Raw genomic sequence first — 19,871 nt, 5'->3', positions numbered from 1 at the left:
CTATTCAGGCTCGCGTTTAAAACTTACCTTTAGTGTATAGCCGTTTGGCAAATTGATAATTGATAAAGGTAAAGTTACTTCCAAGCCGTCAATTTTTTGTGCGAATGCTACTTTGCCGAAACCGAGAATTTCTACCTTTTGTATAGTCCTGATTTCTTTTGAAAAGGCTTTAATTAAGATGTTCGAATGAGAGGACGTTTTGAGTGCTATGGCATATACCGAACCGTTTTTTTGTGTAAACCAAAAATCGGTCGGGCTGATCTGTAGTGTGAAACCTTCTTTCTCCCGCTGTTCTGTATCGGTAATTTTATATTCCGCAGGGCCTTCATGGTTTATACGCCATGGTCTTGTGCCATAAATGGCTTCTTGATTCACCTGAAGCCATTTGCCAATCGATTGCAGATTGTTAATGACCATTTCGGGTACGGAACCATCGGCACGTGGACCGATGTTGAGCATATAATTCCCACCTTTGCTAACTATTTCCAGCAACCAATAAAGTAGCTCCTCTTTACTTTTCCAATCCTGATCATAGGACTTATAACCCCATGAATTATTGAAGGTTCCGACAGTTTCCCAAGGAATAGCGTATTGTTCCTTTTTTGTGGGGATCTTATTATCACCCGGAATAGCATAATCGCCCATCTGATTACCTATGCGTTCTGAAATAATAATCTTGGGATTAATATCATAAACTGTTTTATAGAATCGGAAACTTTGTTCGGGTTTCATTAAACCCGGCATATCAAACCAGATGTAACGTATGTCTTTAAATTGGTAAAGTAATTCTTTGACTTGGGGTACCGATTTGTTGTCTAGGTATGACTGAAAACTATTTGGACTGGGATCCCATAGGTTAGCACCAAAAGCGTCGGTTCGTTTTCCCTCTCTATCATTCATCGTTTTGGTTTCTTTATACTGCGCATCAGCACCATCGGCCCAATCAATGTTATGAGAATAGTAAACGCCGAAACGTAAACCGAATTTTCGACAGGCCTGGTTGAACTCTGCTATAATATCGCGATTAAATGGAGAGGCGTCAACAACATTGAAAGGACTTGCTTTCGATTTGAACAACGCAAAGCCGTCATGATGCTTTGCGGTGATGACGATGTATTTCATCCCGGCGTCCTTGGCCATTTTAGCAATAGCATTGGCATCAAAGGTACTTGGGTTAAATTCGTCCGCCAATTTGGCGTATTGTTTTCGTGAAATCTTCGCGACAAGCTGAATCCACTCTGCAACGCTGGGACTTCCCATTTCTTCCATTTTTTTTCCTTCCCAAATTCCACCGGGAATGGCGTACAACCCCCAGTGAATGAACAGCCCGAATTTTAGGTCTTGGAATTCCTCCAAAGCAGTGGCCTTACTTCTATTCATTTCTCGCCAACGTTCCTTCATTGTCTGTTCAGACTGCGCAATGGCTGTCTGCGTGGCAACAGAGGTTATAACAGAAAATAAACTGATAAGCAAGTAGAATCGGATCGTCATGGTTTGAATAAGTGAATAAGTTAAGTGTGTGAATTCTTTTGGATGCGTAAAAGTGCTTCCAGAAAATAATAGTCGGCATATACTAAGGGTACATCAATCTCACCTCCATGAGGAATACTGCCTACGCTATGTTTTAGCAGAAAATAGCCATTTGTGCCGGCTTGAGCCATATACCTGTCCGTACTCAATGATTGCAGAATTTTCTTTGCAGTGCTGTAAAATAAGCGTTTATGCTTTTCTTCTGCATAAGTACTGAGCTCAAGCAGTGCCGAGCTGGTAATTGCAGCCGCTGATGCATCCCTTGGAATTTCTTTAAACTTGGAGGCATCATAATCCCAGTTTGGCTGATAACCTGCTTGTCCGACATGGAAATCCCAATAGGGAATAAGGTCACTGGGCAAGTGTTGATGATTGATATAATATTCCGCCATTTTGATGGCGGAATGGAGAAATTTCGTGTCTTTAGTTTCCCGATACATAACCGTAAAACCATAAAGTCCCCAAGCTTGTCCTCTTGACCAAGCCGAATTGTCGGCATAACCCTGAGCCGTTTCTCTACTCAGTACCACTCCCGTTAAAGGATCATAGTTGACCACGTGATAAGAACTATAATCTGGACGATAGTGGTTTTTGAGCGTTGTTTCAGCATGTTTTATGGCGATGGTTCTGAAAGAGCTATCGCCTGAAAGCTGTGATGCCAGAAAAAGCAGCTCCAGGTTCATCATATTATCAATAATTACCGGAAATTGATAAACCGATTGGCCATCCCACGAACTAAAACTGTTCCACGATTGGATGGCACCGACTTTTGAATTGTAGCGACTAACAAGCGATTTGGCACTTTGAATCAGTATTTTCTTATAGCACGTGTCGCCGGTTAGCCGGTATGCATTGCCATAGCTAGAATTCATCATAAATCCGATGTCATGATGATCTGTATTGTATTGATTTGCTTCTAATGAATGGGTCCATTTTTGAGCGGCTGCTTTCCACTTATTGTCTTTGGTATACTCATATAGATACCACAGACACCCTGGCCAGAAACCACCGGTCCAATCATGGATAACAGTATAGCTAGTTTTTCCGTTGGCATCGGTCGATCGTGGATAGCGATTTAGATCGGTTGCAGCGGATAACAGGAGGGTGTATTGTCGCGCTGCCCGATCGAAACTTCGTTGGACAATATCTTGCCTGTCATGGTTAAATGAAACCAGTAGCAAAGTCAATAATAAGGTGTATGGGAATAAAAACTTTTTCATCTTTAATAATTTACGGCATGCTGATTTAATCAATCCAACCTGGGTTCTGTTTCAAGTTGGGATTCATTTGGATTTCATTTGATGGTATGGGCCAGGTATACAGATGATCACCTTTATAGCTATAATCGCTGACATTGGCACCCCAAATCTGCTTTCGACCATTTCCGACCTGGAAAACCTTTTCTTTCCAAGTAGCCCATCGTAATTCATCGAAATAGTTAATACCTTCATTAGGAAATTCCACTCTTCGTTCATTGCGAATACGCTCGCGCAAGTCTTCTTGTCCTGTCACGGTAGTGGCTGTATTTGAATTTAACAAGGCAACACCCGCCCGCGCCCGTACTTCATTCACTTTTTCGACTGCCTCTGATAGCAGCCCTTGTTCGTTGAGGGCCTCGGCCCACATCAATAGCACATCTGCGTACCGCAGAATAGGAAAATCGATCGGCCCAAAATTCCGGTCTACTAGTTCAGTAACCCCTTCGGCTACAAACTTTCTATAAAAGTAAAAGAAATTGATCTGTGTGTCGCTTTGAATATCACCATCGATTGGCGCTTGCGCCCTAAAGGGCCAACGCATATGTTGTATACTTTCCACATTAGTAAAATTATAGGCACCGCGGAAGGTTGCATAAGGAGTAACTATATTCGCCTGCAAACGGGGATCACGGTTATCATAGGCTGCCTTAATGCGTTCTTCGTTACCCTGTGGTAGATAAAGCTCCATTTTTGCACCACGTAATGCAGCAGCGGCTTTTTCACTTTCGGTTAGGTTATCGCGTAAGAAAAACACCTCCCTTTCATTAACGGAAAGTTTTGTGTAGCCGGGAATAACCGCGTCCCAGCTGAATTTCGATCCATCCATATTTTCATAAAGATCCACGAGATGCGGAGAGGGCATATAATAGTTCCAACCGCGAGTGTAAGCGGAGGGCCATCCGCAGAATAGCTGGAAATTGTTTCCGTAACCAAATTCACTACGATTTTGAATTGAAAATATCATCTCTGACGACTGTTCATTGGCTTCCTTAAACAGAGCTTTGTAGTCAGCGAATAAAGTATGTCTGGCATCCTTCACCTTTTGGAAATCTGCAGCGGCCAATGCCCAATCGGTCTTGTATAGATAAATCTTTCCACGCAAGGCGTAGGCCGCTGCCTTGGTGACGTGTCCATAGTTTCCATCTCCGGTAGCGTATCGTTCCGGTAGCTGTGGTTCATTAATACAGTCGCTAAGATCAGCTAAAACCTGATCCCATACCTCTTCTTCGGTATTTCTTGGCTTAACCGCTTCTGTTGCCGTGAAAGGTTCCAAATAGATAGGCACCCCCTTATATACTTGATTTAATCGGAAATAGAAGTAGGCCCTCAAAAATTTACATTCAGCAATATACCTTGCCTTCTTTTCCGTACTAGATGGTGACTTCTGCGGAATGTTCTTTATGCCATCATTGGCCCGTTGGATGCCTTCATACATCATCTGCCAGATATTTAAGAACAAAGGATCGCCGGCAGTAATCGTACCTGTTAACAAGGGCTCATCCCAACGTCCTTGTCCTGTAAATGAGAATCTGTCCATCTGATACAGTTCATAGGGCGAAACGAGTCCGCTATGCCCCATTTTTAATCGTAACGCATTATAGACGCCGGCGACACCTAAATCGGTTAGGTTATCCGTAGTCCACATCGTGGTGCTGGAAACAGAAGAATAGGGGGAAGTATCCAATAGGTCTTTTTTGCAACTACAAAGAGCGCTAATCATTAATATCGCGAATATTTTTTTCATGATCATCTGAGTTTAAAAGGTTAGATTTATGCCTAATGAATATTGACGCATGGTGGGGTAATTTGAGTCGGGCCCAACTTCAGGATCCAAACCCGGAAATTTGGTGAACGTTAACAAATTCTCGCCAGCTAAGTAAACCCGAAGCTTGGAGATGGAAAATCGGTTAGCAAAATTACTCGGTATGGTATAACCGATCTGTAAATTTCTAAGTTTGACAAAGGATGCATCATAGAAATAGAAATTACTGGTTCGGCCGTTTTGTGCATCGGTGACTCCCTTTAGGCGCGGATAATGTCCTTGGATATTGTTAGCCGGATCATTGGGATTTGTTTCGTTGTAATAGTAATGATTGTCAGCCACTAAAAGTGGAACTGATTTACCTTGTGCTACGATCGATTGGTTTAAATAAATCGTATTCCAATAATAAGACATTCCCGTGGCCGCCGACCAAATCATAGAAAAGTCGAATCCTTTATAAGCCATGTTAACGCTTAAACCGAAATTGTAAGCGGGTGTGGCACGTTTGTTCATAAACTGTTGATCGTAGACATTGCCATATATACCATCACCATTTAAATCCGCATAGATCAAATCGCCATACCAGATCTTAGTAAGATCAATACCATCTGCCGGCTGGAAGCTGTAACCGGCCGCAACCATCTGCTTTAACCATTCCATGTCCTCCGGTGTGCGGATCATGCCATCATGCGGTCCACCGTTTATGTTGACAGAACCGTCGGCCAAAAAATGGTCACCCGTACCTTGATAGATATTGTACAGGTAAAACTCGTTAATAGCATGCCCCTCCAAAATTCGTGTGTTGCTTCCATTTGAAACCTGGCCAATGTTGGATTGATAAACACGGTTTCCCGTGGCATCAGTTATGAAGCCCTCCTGCAAGCGTCCTTTGTATTTTTCAACCCGATTGGTGTTGTATGCAAAATTGCCGGAAATTGAATATTGGAAATCGTTAGCTTTTCCCTGATATCCCAAGCTCAATTCGACCCCCTTTTTGCTTACCTCAGCAATATTCATTGTCGCTGCTGCCGCAGTGCCGGTAGTTGCGGGAATATTTGGAACGAAGAGGATTCCGTCCGTATACCCCCGGTAAAAATCAACTTCGAAATTAAGCTTCCCTTTCCACGTGATACCGGAGATGCCAAGATTGGTTGTCGTGGTTGTTTCCCAATGGAGTAAATCGTTACCAAGTTTCGTCTGCGCCAAGCCTCGTACCGCTTGATTGTTAAAAGAATAGGGAACGGTACCATATGTCGGCAAATGGTCATAATTGCCGGAAGCATTATTGCCGGTTCGGCCCCAAGAGGCGCGAATGCGAAGATCATCGATAAAGGATTTAATAGACGACATAAAGCGCTCTTCGGAAATCCGCCAACCAGCAGAAAATGCAGGGAACAAGCCCCAGCGACGCGCGGCTCCAAAGCGCGACGAGCCGTCATAGCGTATGACTACTTCTCCAAGATAGCGCTGGTTAAAAGCATAATTGAGACGACCGAATACCGATCGCAAACCATAATCTGTTTCATCTCCGTTAATGCCAGTCATGGTTGTGCCTGAATTTAATGTCGTTAAATCAGGATGTATCAAGCCTAATTTAGCAGCATCAAAATTATATTGGTTATAATATTGTTCGTTGTACCCCAATATCGCACCAAAGTCGTGTTTTCCAAGGGTGTTGTTGTAACGTAAAACGTTATCGATTATCACATTATAGCTTTTGTACAAAGAATATCGGGTTGTCATTTGTGCTGGAGTTTGTGCAGCTGTACTTAGCTGATTGGTTGCAAAATTCCATTTCTCATAGGGGATAGGGTGGGTGTTATTCTCTGTATACGAATTGTCGTAGTGAACTTTTGTTTCAAATGTTAAGCCTTTTACCAAGTCCAATTTTGCAAAGATTGTGCTATTAATGCGGTTCACCTGGTTTTTTCCCCCTTGGCTGTTTAAGAAGGCTAATGCATTGTTGGCCGTTGCCGACTCCTCGGCTGCGGCAGGGAATCCATAAACACCGCGGTAGCTAGGGTATACACCTGGAACCGTTTGCGTTAAGTAAGAATATGCCGTTGCAACGTCAACGACACTGGTATTCTGGATGTCACCGAAAGTTTGGGTGCCCACCGTCAGAAATTTGGCTACTTTAGCTTGGAGGTTAACGCGCAGCCGAATATTGTCGGCGCTGGTTAAGGGCATTGTTCCGGGATTATCAAAATAACCAACGGAGAAAAGATATTGCGTGTTTTCTGTTCCACCGTTCAAAGCAAGGTTATGATTTTGCAATAACTTCCGTTCTCCGAAAAGTTCTTTTCCCCAATTTGTATTAGGATAAGCGACATAATTGGGAATACCGTGTTCGGTTAAACCATTCGGATCTTTCGCCGCTGTCTCCCATTTATCGATTGTTGCGTCCGTATATATAGCAGCTTGTCCAAGATTCATAAAACCTTCATTTACCAGTCGCATATGCCTGGTGTAGTCAGTGACAAATTCGGGCACATTGTTAGGCCTAAGCAAGGAAGTCATGCCGGTATAGGATACGCTTGTTTTTCCCTTTGTGCCCTTCTTAGTTGTAATCAAAATAACACCATTTGAACCTAGCGATCCATAAATAGCTGCGCTCGCTGCATCCTTCAAAACGGAAATTGCCTCCACATCATTTGGGTTGACGGCATCCATAGAACCTACAATACCATCGATAACCACTAAAGGGGAAGTGCCGTTTAAGGTTCCTGTTCCACGTACTAAAATGTTGGACCCATCCGCTCCGGGTTTTCCGGTGCTCGCTTGCACATTGACCCCTGCTGCAAGGCCCGCCAAAGAAGAAGATAAAGTGGAAGTAGAACGGTTCTCTATAGATGACGCATTAATCGTAGCAACAGACCCAATGACATTCTCCTTTTTTTGCGTTCCATAGCCCACTATCACCACTTCGTTCAGATCGTTAATCAGTGGTTTCATGGAGATTGTTAGCGTAGCTTGGCCATTTAGGTTGATCTCCTGAGCTTCGTATCCTAAAAATTGCACTAAAAGAATTCCTGTACGGAGATTAATCTTGCATTGGAAATGGCCTTCGTCATCGGTTGTAATTGTTTCGCCACTGCTTTTGTTTTTTATCGTGACACCTGCTAAGGGTTTGTCCTGTTCGTCTACTACAATTCCCGTCAGTAATTCTTCTTGTTGTGATATAACGGATACTTTTCTTTGCAATAGGATTGTCTTACCGCGGATGTTATAGTCTAAGGACTGATTAGCAAAACAGGCGTCGAGTACTTCTCTGATATCTTTGTTTCGCATATCTACCGTAATAGGTTGCAACTCTTGTGCAACACGATTATTATAGAGAAAATCGTAATCTGCCTGTTGCCTGATCTTTGCGACGATCTCTTTTAGTGTTGCATTTTTAGCCTTAAGGGTGATTTTCTGTGCAAAGCTGGATGCATGCACCTGCAACATGGTTAGTACAACTAGCAATGCGGTCAGTTTCATTTTTAACAAGATGTGACGGAAACAATACGGTATCATACCGAATGACGTCTCGATAAAATTTTTATACATTTGATTGTTGGGTTTAAAATTGTTTAGAAGCAATGAATTTATTTACCTAACTGTAGCCTGTGCTACTGAGCCGGAAATGCGCCAACATTTCCGGTTTCTTTTTTCTCCTTTCTTTATTTGGTAACGTTGACTTATTTCATTATTTGTACTCGTTGTTATCCATCACAATAAGCTTTCTTCCCTGAAGTTTAAACCGAATGTTGCCGAGTGTCGTCAAATCACGGAGAATATCTTGTAGGTTGGCATTGCGAGAAAAGGTCCCTCCGTAACGATCGGTGTTGTCAGTTTGTTGATAGCTTACTTCCACATCATACCAACGTTCAATTACGGGCATAATTTGTTGGATACTTTGATTATCAAATATAAAGTAGCCGTTTTTCCAAGAAATAATATCTGCTGGATTTACTGTACGTACCTGCATATTTCCGCGATTCTTTTGGACGACTGCTTGCTGGTTTGGATATAGTTGTTTAGTGTTTGCTGATGTAGGTTCTTTCACCACTACACTCCCAGATAGCAAGGTAGTTTGGACAAGGGACTCTTCTGGGTACGCTTTAATATTGAAACTGGTGCCCAGCACTTGCACGGTGCTGCCCTCACTTCGGACAACGAAAGGCTGTTGAGTCCGTTTAGCAACTTCGAAATAGGCCTCGCCCGCTAGTGTGATAACTCTTTCTTTCAGATTGGCGAATGAACTGGGAAAACTGAGCGTTGAACCAGCATTAAGCCACACCTTCGTACCATCTGCTAATTCCAATTGATATTCACCACCTTTTGGGACATGAAGTGTGTTAATTATATTTGCATCTTGCTTTGTCTTTTGGTCCTTTGCTTTATATACTACACGCCCTTCGTCTTTTGTAATTAAGGCTTCCTCGTTGGCTATTGTACCGTTTTGGGTGTCGTCTAATTGAATGGTGCTACCGTCGGCAAGTGTCAGAGTTGCCTTATTTTTTCCAGGAACTATAGGAGATTCACTTGCTTTCGCTATATGCCGCGTTGATTGTTTCATTGGTTTTAAAAGATGGATATAAGAACCGATTAGTAAAACACCGACAATGGCGGCTGCCGCATAGTACCACAATTTCTTAACTGTTCGCGTGTTTCCTGAAGATGAAAGTGCGGTGGTTTCTTTAATACGTTCGAAAATGGATTCTTTTATGTCGTTCTCAATACCGAACTTTTCATCCCATGGCTTATCGTCTAGCCGAAACTCCTGCCAATACTCTCGTAAACGTTGCTTTTCCTCGGCGCTACACAGTCCTTTGGTATATTTTTTATAGAGTGCAATAAAATCTTCTCGATTCATAAGATTAACTGGTTATTATGGTAGTGACAAAAAATTAAAGACACACACATAAAAATTTTATTTTTTTTTGAGAATGTGTTTTATTTGCAGAAACCAATTATGTCAAGCAGCAAACTAACCGACCTTGAATTATGGCTCGCGGTAAAGCGAAGCGATCAACGAGCATTTAGTTTTTTGTACGATCGATATTGGTCAAAAATCTATACGACTTCTTATAGCTATCTGCGCGATAAAGAATTAGCTGCAAATGTAGTACACGATGTGTTTACTTCGCTTTGGTTACGAAGAGACGCGTTGATGATCCAATCATTTGAAGCGTACGTAACGAGAGCTACCAAATACATTATCTTCCGGAATTTGTCCCAGCTTCGAAAAAATTTAATGGAATATGAGGACGATTTAGAACGAAAGTTGAAAGATGATACAACTAACAGGGGAGAAGAAAGGCTAGTACAAGACGAATCGATGCAACTTGTTCAATATTACTTATCGGCACTACCCGCTCGATGTCAGGAGATCTTTTCGATGAGCCGATTTGACCAGTTGTCTAATGAGGAGATTGCCCAACAGCTCGGAATTTCAAAAAGAACGGTAGAAAATCAACTCACCTATGCTTTGAAACATTTAAGAATGCATTTAAAAGAATTAAGTATTATCTGCTTGTTTTTGTTGGTATCTTAATACAGCTTGTTCATTTATTCGTTATGAAGTGTGGGAATTTTTTAAATGTTGACGGAATTCATTCCATGCTTGCTGATAAGCTTTGCCACCACCCCGAGTGCTTCTCATATAGCTATTTCCTATTTGAACACTTACTAGGAGAAAAAGAAGAACAATTGCTAGTATAATGGTCACTGGTAGTATATGACTAAACATCCAACTAAATACCTGCTTTTGAATAAAATACTCAGGAAAGAGAAGGTTTGTCAAGTATATTCCCCCGATAACGAGACCTATCAACAGGGCTATGGATACCGTGATTGATTTCCACAGCTTGCCTTTTTTCAGAACGGCTGAATAGCTATTCGTATGACTCCATTTTTCCAGCTCAACCAATTGTTCATCTAAATTATCTTCAATTTTTTTTACCGGAATTTGATGTTGATCAATCCATTGATGACAATAAAGTAATTGTTCTTTGAGGTGCGCCACTTGCTGTAGCGAACTTCCTAAACTATGTAAAAAACCCATAATCTCAATTCTCAAATTTAATAACCCGTCCTATAGTATAGTTAGCTCTTTGCATGTCTTTTGGGTAAGCAATAAGCACATCTTCTTGTACAATTTCTTCCATTAGATGTTTAATAACGCGCTCTTGGCTAGCTCCGAAATTCCCGATTGATAGTTCACTTTGCCTATTATCCATATTATCTTCTACTAGGGTGTTACTTCTGACAATAAAGATGGAATCACCTTCAATCTTCATGACCTTAACCAATCCGATTCCATTTATACTTTGCTCATCTGCGGTATTAATAAAAGATACACGTAAAATATCTCCCTGTTTTAACTGCCTTAAACGATTGTACAACGTTTCTTTCCGAGTGGCAGCTTCCGCTGATTTTTTTGCATTTATCTTTGGCATTACAACCGATAGGACAGCAATAGCGATTAAGAAAATGATTGTATTTCTGAAGAAGCCAATTTGAAAAGGGACAGCCTCCTTTAGTACTTCAGCCTCCTTTTTTATAAGGTCACTCCAATCTGCTTTTAGAATTTCCTTTCCTTGAATCGTATAAAGCCGACTTTTCTTAACACTCGCTGGGAACCAAGGTCCCAACCAAGAGATATAATGTTGGCTAATTGCCAATACGAAGGACTCTTCAACTTGCGCGTTCTTGAGCTTTCCCTGAATGTTTTTTTGGATAAGTTGTTTTTCGTTAATGGAGTAAATAAAAATCATGTGTGAAAATTTGTAATAGGTAAGGCTGTTGTCAAAAATTAAGCCATGGTTCATTTAATGGTGTTCTTTCCGTACTAATGTTGTTGTAAATTTTTGGGAGACAGGGCTTAGCTAGCATTGTTTTATAATTTCTTGTCACTGACAAGTGGCATGACAAATGGTCGTATTTTTTCTTTCGCACTATTTTGTGAGCGATGCTTGCATTTCCAATGTGGAAGCTGTTTTTATATTGACTCACTATATATATAGCAAACTTTCTTTTGTAATCGTTTGTTATACAGCAAAACCAATAGCTTTCTCAGAAGTATGTAGGATGGGAAAGTAATATTTAAATTATGAAAATGTCTGATGCATTTTGCACACGAGTTAAGTGGTATCACTTGTTTTCTCATCAAGTCTATTGAAATGGAAGTTAATCTAGATAGAAAATTGATCGATGAACTTATTGTCAAAGGGTATACTGTATTGGTTTCTTCAATGCACTCAACTGGGAATTATTGCCTATTGACGCCAAAAAAGTGGGACTTGGAGGCAATTAACAGTAATCAATTTGCTGCCTTGGGAGAAGAAGAGATTATTTTGCTGGATGACCTGCTACTTTTTAATTGTGATGAATTTAATGGTTATAAGGTAGTTAACTAAATAGCACCCATCGAAAACTACAGGTGAAACAATTAAAATGGTCTCTATGTTTTATAGTAAACTATTTACCCATGGATTCCTTTGATATTACGGTGGCCGGCAAGGTCTATCTGATAAAACCCGCACTTAACAGTTCGGAGCTGTCTTTCACAACCGATGTCGATAATAGTGAAGTACTATTCAAGGACAGTGGGGATGGCATTATTGCTATTACAACCAATGCGGATATTGAAGTAAAGCTTTTGGAAAAGATTGCCAAAGAGATAGAAAAACAGATAAGCTAAGCCTACTAAAAAATCCCTCAACAGGCGATGAGGGATTTTACAACTATGCTACTAAAACGAGACGAAAAACACTCGTCTATTTAATAACAGATCCTATAGCTCATTGTTCTGAGAAACATAAATAACTAACGAAGTTGTTGAATTTCAAATTTGTATTGATTTGTTAAAAAAAAAACAAATAATATGTCCAATCGCGAATACTCAATTGTCATAGGGGTATAAAAACAAAATATATCATGGAACAGAGAATTAATTTTCAGACTAAAGGACAGAATGCATTAAAGGCTTTATTCGGTGTTGGTGCCTATTTGAAAAAATCGTCAATTGAAAAAAATCTTCAAGAATTGGTACATTTTAGAATATCACAGATAAATAAATGTGCCTATTGCTTGGATATGCATTCCAAGGAACTTCGAGCCGCAGGCGAAACAGAGCAGCGTCTGTATGGTTTAAGTGCATGGCGAGAAACATCTTATTTTTCTGCACGCGAAAGGGCTGCTTTGGCTTGGGCAGAAGCGGTCAATCATTGCGATGTGCCTGATAACATCTACCAAGAAGCAAAGGTCCATTTTTCTGATGAGGAGCTTGTGGACTTAACTTTAACCGTTGGCGCAATCAATGTATGGAATCGACTTAATATTGCTTTTCATACGGTGCCCGGTGACTATAAAGTAGGTCAATTTGGATAAGCGGTTTTTTAGACGCGGTTTCTAAAAAGGTTGCCCGGAAGGAAGGGCAACCTTTATTGTATCGTAGAAAGTAGGGAAATGAAGCGATTAATCGACCAATTTTTTTTTAATTATGACCGCCGCCTGAAGTATAGCCGTTTTAATTGCAGGTACATGAGCTATTGGATTTAGTAAGCCGTAGTCGTGAATCAGTCCATTATAACGTGTAAATTTCCCTTTCGGTTTCTGTAATACCTGAATAATCTACTTCTACCGATTTCTGCGCGCCAACAATACCTGACGCGCTTCTTCCGCACCTAACTGCTCAATTGGTTTGCCATCACCCGCGTTCAATTCTTTTAAGAACCCCCGTATTTCCTTAAAAATAGAGGGATCATTCGCTGCCTTTACAGGAGGATTTGTCTGTGCCATACTTTAAGTGTTTGTGTTAAACTCATGAATGTTAACGCTTGGTTTGTTAATCGTTTTTTTCATATTTTTTTATTTTGCAATTACTCCTAATGCCTGAACCAAAGGCATTGTGATTTGATTTGAAGTTGACGTAAAGGGATAAATTGACCTATACTTTTGTACTTCTTCTCTTTTGAAAGATTAACGGAACCGTAAGTGCTTGCGAGGTTATTTGAAAAAATATTTTTATAAAGACTATAAGATTAGTAGTATTTTTTTATTATTGTAAAAAAAACGAATGACAAGAGCGTGCGTACCGACTTGTGGGATGCGCATTAATCATTACTAAAATAAAGGCTTTTCAATTGGCGTTGCAAGCCTGCGTTGTAACTAAATTCAATCATTATGCGCTATTTCGTAGACTTCAGATCTGTTTTATTCCTGTTTCTTTTGGTTATTTTCTGCAATTCATCCGGGATTGCGAGGCAAGAAAAAGAACAACCAAATATTTTATTCATCGCTGTCGACGATCTGAACAATCATGAAGGAACCTATGGACAAACGTATGTGAAGACGCCCAACATCGATCGCCTAGCGCTTGAAGGAATCCAATTCAACAAGGCTTACAATCAATACCCACTTTGTAGCCCCAGTCGAAGTTCACTACTAACCGGTCATACACCGGACGTAACCAAGGTATACGAACTTAAAACCCACTTCCGTGAGACTTTACCGAATGTCATAACCCTGCCACAACTTTTTAAAAATAGCGGTTACTTCACTGCGCGAGTCGGAAAAATTTATCACTATGGTGTACCCTCCCAGATCGGTACGAACGGTTTGGACGACTCAATTTCATGGGACATACGTATCAATCCGAAGGGACGTGATAAAGCGGAAGAATCAGCAGTTATAAATTTGACGCCGGACCGGCCCTTGGGGTCTGCCCTGTCTTATTTCAATGCCCAAGGTACGGATGAGGAGCAGACGGACGGACTAATCGCAACTGAAGCAATCAAATTGTTGATGCAAAGCAAAAGCAAAAGAAAACCATTCTTCTTAGCTGTTGGTTTTTTTAGACCGCATACACCTTACGTAGCACCTAAAAAATATTTTGATCTATATCCACTCCAGACGGTTCCGTTGCCGAAGCAATTGCCGAATGATTTAGATGATATACCGGAGGATGCTTTGTTTACAAAACCCGCGCATTGGGGATTGAGTGAGGAAAAGCAAAGAGAAGCACTTCGGGCTTATTACGCTTCTATCTCTTTTATGGATGCACAGCTGGGCAGAGTACTAAATGCGCTGGACGAATTGGATCTTACAAAAAACACCATTATAGTCTTCTGGAGTGATCACGGTTACAATGTCGGGCATCACGGGCAGTGGATGAAACAGAGCCTTTTTGAGACATCCGCGCGCGTGCCATTGATCTTTCGCGTGCCAAGGATTAGTGGCGGCAAACGTTCCGATCGTACAGTGGAACTACTCGATATTTATCCTACGCTCGCCGAATTAGCCGATATCCCCGCTCCGAAAGACTTGGAGGGGGAAAGTTTAGTGCCACTCCTTCATAATCCGAAAGCCCGATGGTCCAAGTCCGCTTATACTCAGGTAAAAAGGCCAAATGGAGTAATCGGACGAAGCGTTCGTACGGAGCGATGGCGATATACCGAATGGGATGCCGGTAAAGCAGGAGCCGAGCTTTATGATCATGAAACGGACGCCAACGAGTTCTATAATTTGACAGATGATCCGGCTTATGAGAAAATAAAGCAGGAGCTGATTATAGCGCTAAAAAAGCGATTCCCTCCCGGTGAGTAATCTCTAATATCTGTTTGCGTAAGTTTTGGCGTAGCGAATTTAATATAGGCTTGAATAATCACTATTTGTCGAAGAGTTAATCATCGTCATTATTTTGCTTTTTTACGACTTGACTTTAGAAGTTCCCGATTCTTGATATATACGTGTTTGATTTTAGAATTTTCGACATTCTTTTCTTCGATTTCGAAATGTCGACTAAGTGATTTAAAGAAGGGTGTCAGTTTGCTAAACCCGTATATACGAGGATCAAAATCGGGTTTCCTTTTGTTCAGCAAGGCACCAAGTTCAGCGAGTGATGCCCATCCGCTTTCATCGGCAACGTCATCAATCGTGTTCTTTATTAATTTAAGAAAATTATGGCTGATGCTTTCTGCGTCCGCACTCCGAAGAGATTCCCGCTCGGTAGGTTCCTTTTCTTTATTTAGCGCTTGTGTTCCACTGCCTGTAGACTCGCGGCTATTATATAGAATCTCAATATAAATGAATTTATCGCAAGCAGCAATAAATGGTTTAGGTGTTTTCTTTTGACCTATGCCTAATACAAGCTTTCCCGACTCTCTGAGTCGAATGGCAAGTCTTGTAAAATCGCTATCGCTGGAGACAATGCAAAAACCATCCACTTTTTGGGTATGGAGTATATCCATTGCATCTATTATAAGTGCAGAATCGGTTGCGTTTTTCCCCGTGGTATAACTGTACTGCTGTATGGGCGTGATGGCATGAGTAAGTAATGGTTCTTTCCACCCGGCAACATAGGTGCTAGTCCAGTCGCCATAGATTCGTTTGATAGAAGGAGTGCCATGCCGCTTTACCTCATCTAAAATACCTTCTATCTTAGTACTTGAAACGTTATCTGCATCAATAAGAACGGCAATATTCAAATCTGCATTTTCTTTTTTTATACCCATTGCATCATCTTGTATGATCCATATTAAATACTTTATTGCAAAGATATCAATAAACTTTTTTAAGGGGTACTATCGATCCTGTAACGATACGCGAGTTATTCATTGTTTACCGAGTAGCAATTATCAAAAATAAAACCGCATCAATTTGCATTGATGCGGTTTAAAGACAATATCATGGAGTTGTATTAAATCAACTTAACATTTACTGCATTTGGACCTTTTTGGCCTTGTTGTACTTCAAATGAAACATCATCATTTTCACGAATACGGTCTTTCAATCCGGAGCTGTGAACAAAAATTTCGCGTCCGCCATCTTGTGGAGTAATAAAACCGAATCCTTTGGTTTCATTGAAGAATTTTACTATGCCTTTTTGCATGGTGTAATAGATAAAATAAAAAAATATATTAATTGCTATAAAGATACGTATAATTTATTGATATACAAGTTTTTTTGATTTTAGTTTCGCTGTGTTCGGAGCCTGTTACAATACGTGGTTTAATATTTGTTGTCTATTCAAAGGATGATCGTTGCCGTATGGCCTACGTAACGAACTTGTTAAAAATATGCTGGCCTTATTAAGCATCAAACTTTGCAAACAAATTATACCCCTTAATTGTTTCATAGATAGTTTAGATCAGAAAGTATGAAGAGGACATCTGCTCCCTCATTACCGGACCGGTTCCACGAGGTTATGCTCCGAACAGTATCGCCGGACGTAGGTCACTTAGAAGTGGACAGCGAGCATCAAATTGTAAAGGTAGATAAAAAAGCTGCCGAATTATTGGGATATTCCGATGTAAATTTGGAAGGAAGTAGCTTGTGGGATGTATTGTGCGAAAAATTACCCGCCTATCATTATCAGACAATTAATATGGCCATATTGAAGCGAATGGAACATGTGGTTTATACAACGCTAAATATATCCGGTTCCTGCGTTTGTCTAAAAATAATGCCAAAGCAACAAGGACTGAGGATTACGATTTCAACTCGGATTCCATCTGATTTTTCAGGAAGAACAGAACTGTAATGATTGTTTAAAGGGCGCAAGTTTCGACTTTTAGCAATTGATTATAACCGGTATCGTAGCGAAATGGAATGCCAGATTGCTTGCGCGAAAGCAGGATCATCATCTGATCCGCTAAAATACCATTGTGATGCTGACCTCTCTAAGGTTTGCACGATACCATCTAATAAGATTTTGACCGATGTGTCGGTCTTCTTGATGTCTTTATTTAGTATTCTAACCTCGTAGTCTATGTTCTTGAAAGTTACCCTTAGGGGTTGGCTTTTATAAAAATATGTCTCGTCAGGTAAAATCGTATCTTCCATAAAGCAGACGCAAAAATAATTTTTTCGCGAGTTTTTTCTTAATTGTTTTCAAAATCGTGTACGTAATTGACATTTTCGATGGTTAATGGAAACAAGGTCATTTTCGTAGTTTTCTGTTAAAAACGATTTTACGCAAAAGATGAAAGCCGTTTGTGAACTTGCCGCTTGCTTTCAGTATAGGTAAACTGAGTACTGCGAGTAACGAAATCGCCGCAGACGTCCCCAAAGCTCCCCCATATCCGTTAAAAAAACTACTCGTATTGAGATAAACCGTGCAAAAAACAAGTCCGGCAGCACCGATTAAAAAATAATTTGAAACAAGACGTGCGGATACCATACCAATAAAGGACGAGCCAATAAAAACCACAGGAATATTCGTCGTGAGGTATGGGGATAAAAGCTTGGGAAATAAAAAGAAGAAGATCGCAATACTTAAAGATAAAAAGGCTGATGAGCGGACAGGACCTTGCTTTAGATGCTCGTTGACATAGAAAGTGCTAATTGCGGCAGCAAAACTTACAATGAATAAAATCAGTACAGACATCAGAAAATAAGAAAAAAAATCAAAGATGTAATGGTTACACCGGCAAATGCGAGAACACCTAACTTGCCACCAAGACCTGAAAAAAGGCTCTTGGAGAGAATCATCAACATGCCCGTGAAGATACTGGCGGCTAAGATGAAAAGCATACTTGATGCCACCTTGGTACTTGACATCCCGATAAAGGCTCCGCAATAAAAAGCGGGCGGAAGCTGTTTTAAATAATGTGAACGCTTATTTAAATTCGGAAGAAAGGAGGCACTTGTTCCTACCATGCCCGCCGCCATGACAGGCCCTAAATGTAATATGTTATTTATATAATAGGAACATAAAGCACCAACAGGAATCCAGAGAGCGACGAAAATGTGCTCATAAGTATGTTCTTCGTGGTGGAGGGGCGCCCTAAGATATGTTATGGTGAGCGCGATGGAAATGAAGATAACAAAGATCGGAATGAAAGTAGTACGCTGATGCTCTAAAAGAATAGCAATAAGAAATAAGCTTTGGATAATTAATAAAAAGAGTACAAAAGATATGCGGATCGTTTTCTTCCAGTTCATTAATGTTTTTTTGCGGGTGCAAAATTAAAACTAAAAATGAAAGAAGATGTCTAAAAAGATATTTTCTTCGCGTGTCGAGCGACACTTTTTTAGACATCTTCTTTATCACCGCATTATACTGGATGCTTATTTGGAAATCGGTAAATGGGTAGTAATCGCGATTCGATTCCAAGCATTGATCGTAACAATAGCCATGATTAACTGTGATAAGTAATGCTCGTCAAATAGGTTGGCGGCTTGCTCATATACTTCATTAGATACGCCTCCCTGATGGATAAGTGTCATTTGTTCTGTCAGGGCCAATATAGCCTTTTCCTCTTCATCAAATAGATCGGTTTCACGCCAAGCACTAAGCAAAAACAAACGCTGTGCTGTTTCACCACCTTTTATGGCATCTTTTGTATGCATATCCAAACAAAAGGCACAACCGTTTATCTGCGAAGCCCGCACTTTTAGCAACTCCTTATGCGATTTCTTCAGTGAAGTTCCCTGTAAATATTTTTCCAATCCAAACATAGCTGAATAAGCGGCCGGTTCTACAGCCTGCACATTGACTCTCGTTTTCATAATCTTACAATTTGTATTTCTTTATGGATTCAAAGGTCGGGAAGAAGGTGGAGATAAATCTTAAACTGGTTTAAGAACGTATTTTAGCTCTGAGTTCACTAAGGTACTCAGGTGTAAAGCCAAGGTAGGATGCCAATAAGTACTGCGGGATTCGCTGGATGAAGGAAGGATAATTCGTACTAAAATGCCGGTACAATTCTTCTTTGGAGAAGTCATATAGGTATTTCATGCGCATTTGAGAAGCTGCAAAAGCATGTTGAAAAGTTAGACGGAAATATTTTTCCATAATCGGAAATCGATCAAGTAGTTTATCTTGCACGATACGGTCGATAATCAAGACTTCTGTTTTTTCTACCGCTTGAATAAAAAAAGACGTCGCTGCCTGATGTTGAAAAGCCATATAATCGCTTATCCACCAATTTTCGATGGCAAACTGTGTTGTCTGTTCAACTCCTTTTTCATTAACAAAGTACATTCGTAAACAACCCTTTATCACAAAATAATTGGATTTACATATTTGACCTTCAGTTAATAGAAAATCTTTCTTTTGTAAACTTCTGCCGCTAAAATAAGGAATCACGTCAAGAAAGTCTTCTGCAGATATTTTAATGAATTTTCGTAAATGATGAAGTAGTTCTTGCGCCATATATACAGCTATTTAAAATACTAAGATAAAATTTTATATGGTTATCGGTTTCGTTTTTTACGAAAGTGCTCTTTTCCTTGACGGAAGGAACCAAACCAAAGAACGAATTGATGAATCCATTCTGGACATTTTTACTATTCAATCGAAGGTGAAGAGGTCATAATTTATTACA

21 protein-coding genes are annotated in these 19,871 nt (G+C 40.3%); 6 read left to right on the top strand and 15 right to left on the bottom strand.

Annotated elements, in window-relative coordinates; genetic code table 11:
* The 5 genes from FKG96_RS21290 to FKG96_RS21270 form a co-directional block, all read right to left on the bottom strand.
* Window positions 1–1,491 (bottom strand): alpha-L-fucosidase, encoded by a 1,491-nt coding sequence (locus FKG96_RS21290; protein WP_149106004.1) that lies wholly within the window; start codon window positions 1,489–1,491, stop codon window positions 1–3.
* A gap of 20 nt (window positions 1,492–1,511) precedes the next feature.
* Window positions 1,512–2,750 (bottom strand): glycoside hydrolase family 88 protein, encoded by a 1,239-nt coding sequence (locus tag FKG96_RS21285; RefSeq protein ID WP_130856792.1) that lies wholly within the window; start codon window positions 2,748–2,750, stop codon window positions 1,512–1,514.
* A gap of 25 nt (window positions 2,751–2,775) precedes the next feature.
* Window positions 2,776–4,533, bottom strand: coding sequence for a RagB/SusD family nutrient uptake outer membrane protein (locus FKG96_RS21280; RefSeq protein WP_149106003.1), 1,758 nt, complete (start codon window positions 4,531–4,533; stop codon window positions 2,776–2,778).
* A 12-nt stretch (window positions 4,534–4,545) separates the two neighbouring features.
* Complete coding sequence (locus FKG96_RS21275) at window positions 4,546–8,034, bottom strand: SusC/RagA family TonB-linked outer membrane protein (RefSeq protein ID WP_165447009.1); 3,489 nt, start codon at window positions 8,032–8,034, stop codon at window positions 4,546–4,548.
* A gap of 208 nt (window positions 8,035–8,242) precedes the next feature.
* Window positions 8,243–9,412, bottom strand: a complete 1,170-nt coding sequence (locus FKG96_RS21270) for a FecR family protein (RefSeq protein ID WP_130856795.1) — start codon at window positions 9,410–9,412, stop codon at window positions 8,243–8,245.
* Window positions 9,413–9,511: 99 nt separating this feature from the next.
* Here FKG96_RS21270 and FKG96_RS21265 point away from each other — a divergent pair, with 99 nt between their 5' ends.
* Window positions 9,512–10,093, top strand: a complete 582-nt coding sequence (locus FKG96_RS21265; protein WP_013667911.1) for an RNA polymerase sigma factor — start codon at window positions 9,512–9,514, stop codon at window positions 10,091–10,093.
* A gap of 21 nt (window positions 10,094–10,114) precedes the next feature.
* On the opposite strand, the gene FKG96_RS21260 is transcribed toward FKG96_RS21265, so the two are convergent.
* Together FKG96_RS21260 and FKG96_RS21255 are read right to left on the bottom strand one after the other, a co-directional pair.
* Window positions 10,115–10,603, bottom strand: a complete 489-nt coding sequence (locus FKG96_RS21260; RefSeq protein WP_013667910.1) for a DUF6097 family protein — start codon at window positions 10,601–10,603, stop codon at window positions 10,115–10,117.
* A gap of 4 nt (window positions 10,604–10,607) precedes the next feature.
* Entirely contained in the window at window positions 10,608–11,315 is a 708-nt protein-coding gene (locus FKG96_RS21255) for a hypothetical protein (RefSeq protein WP_130856797.1), read from the bottom strand.
* A gap of 348 nt (window positions 11,316–11,663) precedes the next feature.
* On the opposite strand from FKG96_RS21255, the gene FKG96_RS21250 reads away from it, so the two are divergent.
* From FKG96_RS21250 to FKG96_RS21240, 3 genes are all read left to right on the top strand, one after another.
* Window positions 11,664–11,957 (top strand): hypothetical protein, encoded by a 294-nt coding sequence (locus FKG96_RS21250; protein ID WP_013667908.1) that lies wholly within the window; start codon window positions 11,664–11,666, stop codon window positions 11,955–11,957.
* A gap of 71 nt (window positions 11,958–12,028) precedes the next feature.
* Window positions 12,029–12,241, top strand: coding sequence for a hypothetical protein (locus FKG96_RS21245; protein ID WP_013667907.1), 213 nt, complete (start codon window positions 12,029–12,031; stop codon window positions 12,239–12,241).
* Between the two features lie 236 nt (window positions 12,242–12,477).
* On the top strand, window positions 12,478–12,930 hold the full coding sequence (locus FKG96_RS21240; protein WP_130856798.1) for a carboxymuconolactone decarboxylase family protein: 453 nt from the start codon (window positions 12,478–12,480) through the stop codon (window positions 12,928–12,930).
* 249 nt (window positions 12,931–13,179) lie between these two features.
* Here FKG96_RS21240 and FKG96_RS21230 read toward each other — a convergent pair whose 3' ends face one another.
* Window positions 13,180–13,341: a hypothetical protein gene (locus FKG96_RS21230; protein ID WP_207303774.1), complete on the bottom strand. Its 162-nt coding sequence runs from the start codon at window positions 13,339–13,341 to the stop codon at window positions 13,180–13,182.
* Window positions 13,342–13,725: 384 nt separating this feature from the next.
* Between FKG96_RS21230 and FKG96_RS21225 the strand changes: the two genes are divergently transcribed.
* Window positions 13,726–15,147, top strand: coding sequence for a sulfatase (locus FKG96_RS21225; protein ID WP_149106002.1), 1,422 nt, complete (start codon window positions 13,726–13,728; stop codon window positions 15,145–15,147).
* A gap of 89 nt (window positions 15,148–15,236) precedes the next feature.
* On the opposite strand, the gene FKG96_RS21220 is transcribed toward FKG96_RS21225, so the two are convergent.
* Both FKG96_RS21220 and FKG96_RS21215 read right to left on the bottom strand, forming a co-directional pair.
* A complete protein-coding gene (locus FKG96_RS21220) occupies window positions 15,237–16,055 on the bottom strand; it encodes an NYN domain-containing protein (RefSeq protein WP_130856800.1) in 819 nt (272 codons plus the stop codon).
* A gap of 185 nt (window positions 16,056–16,240) precedes the next feature.
* Window positions 16,241–16,432, bottom strand: coding sequence for a cold-shock protein (locus FKG96_RS21215; protein WP_013667904.1), 192 nt, complete (start codon window positions 16,430–16,432; stop codon window positions 16,241–16,243).
* A 267-nt stretch (window positions 16,433–16,699) separates the two neighbouring features.
* Here FKG96_RS21215 and FKG96_RS21210 point away from each other — a divergent pair, with 267 nt between their 5' ends.
* On the top strand, window positions 16,700–17,083 hold the full coding sequence (locus FKG96_RS21210; protein ID WP_130856801.1) for a PAS domain-containing protein: 384 nt from the start codon (window positions 16,700–16,702) through the stop codon (window positions 17,081–17,083).
* 41 nt (window positions 17,084–17,124) lie between these two features.
* Here the strand turns inward: FKG96_RS21210 and FKG96_RS21205 are convergent, their stop codons facing one another.
* The 5 genes from FKG96_RS21205 to FKG96_RS21185 form a co-directional block, all read right to left on the bottom strand.
* Complete coding sequence (locus tag FKG96_RS21205; RefSeq protein WP_013667903.1) at window positions 17,125–17,385, bottom strand: hypothetical protein; 261 nt, start codon at window positions 17,383–17,385, stop codon at window positions 17,125–17,127.
* 97 nt (window positions 17,386–17,482) lie between these two features.
* Window positions 17,483–17,929, bottom strand: a complete 447-nt coding sequence (locus tag FKG96_RS21200; RefSeq protein ID WP_130856802.1) for a hypothetical protein — start codon at window positions 17,927–17,929, stop codon at window positions 17,483–17,485.
* Entirely contained in the window at window positions 17,929–18,486 is a 558-nt protein-coding gene (locus tag FKG96_RS21195) for a hypothetical protein (RefSeq protein ID WP_130856803.1), read from the bottom strand. The genes FKG96_RS21200 and FKG96_RS21195 overlap by 1 nt, the downstream gene beginning before the upstream one ends.
* 126 nt (window positions 18,487–18,612) lie before the next feature.
* Window positions 18,613–19,053 carry a carboxymuconolactone decarboxylase family protein gene (locus tag FKG96_RS21190; RefSeq protein WP_013667900.1) on the bottom strand — a complete coding sequence of 147 codons (441 nt, stop codon included), beginning with the start codon at window positions 19,051–19,053 and terminating at the stop codon, window positions 18,613–18,615.
* A 70-nt stretch (window positions 19,054–19,123) separates the two neighbouring features.
* The gene (locus FKG96_RS21185; RefSeq protein WP_130856804.1) at window positions 19,124–19,699 is read right to left on the bottom strand and encodes a Crp/Fnr family transcriptional regulator; all 576 of its coding nucleotides are present in this window, start codon (window positions 19,697–19,699) and stop codon (window positions 19,124–19,126) included.
* Window positions 19,700–19,871: the final 172 nt, after the last annotated feature.

The organism is Olivibacter sp. LS-1 (assembly GCF_008245145.1).
Taxonomy (GTDB): domain Bacteria; phylum Bacteroidota; class Bacteroidia; order Sphingobacteriales; family Sphingobacteriaceae; genus Olivibacter; species Olivibacter oleidegradans.
This window is presented reverse-complemented; position numbering and strand designations above follow the sequence as displayed.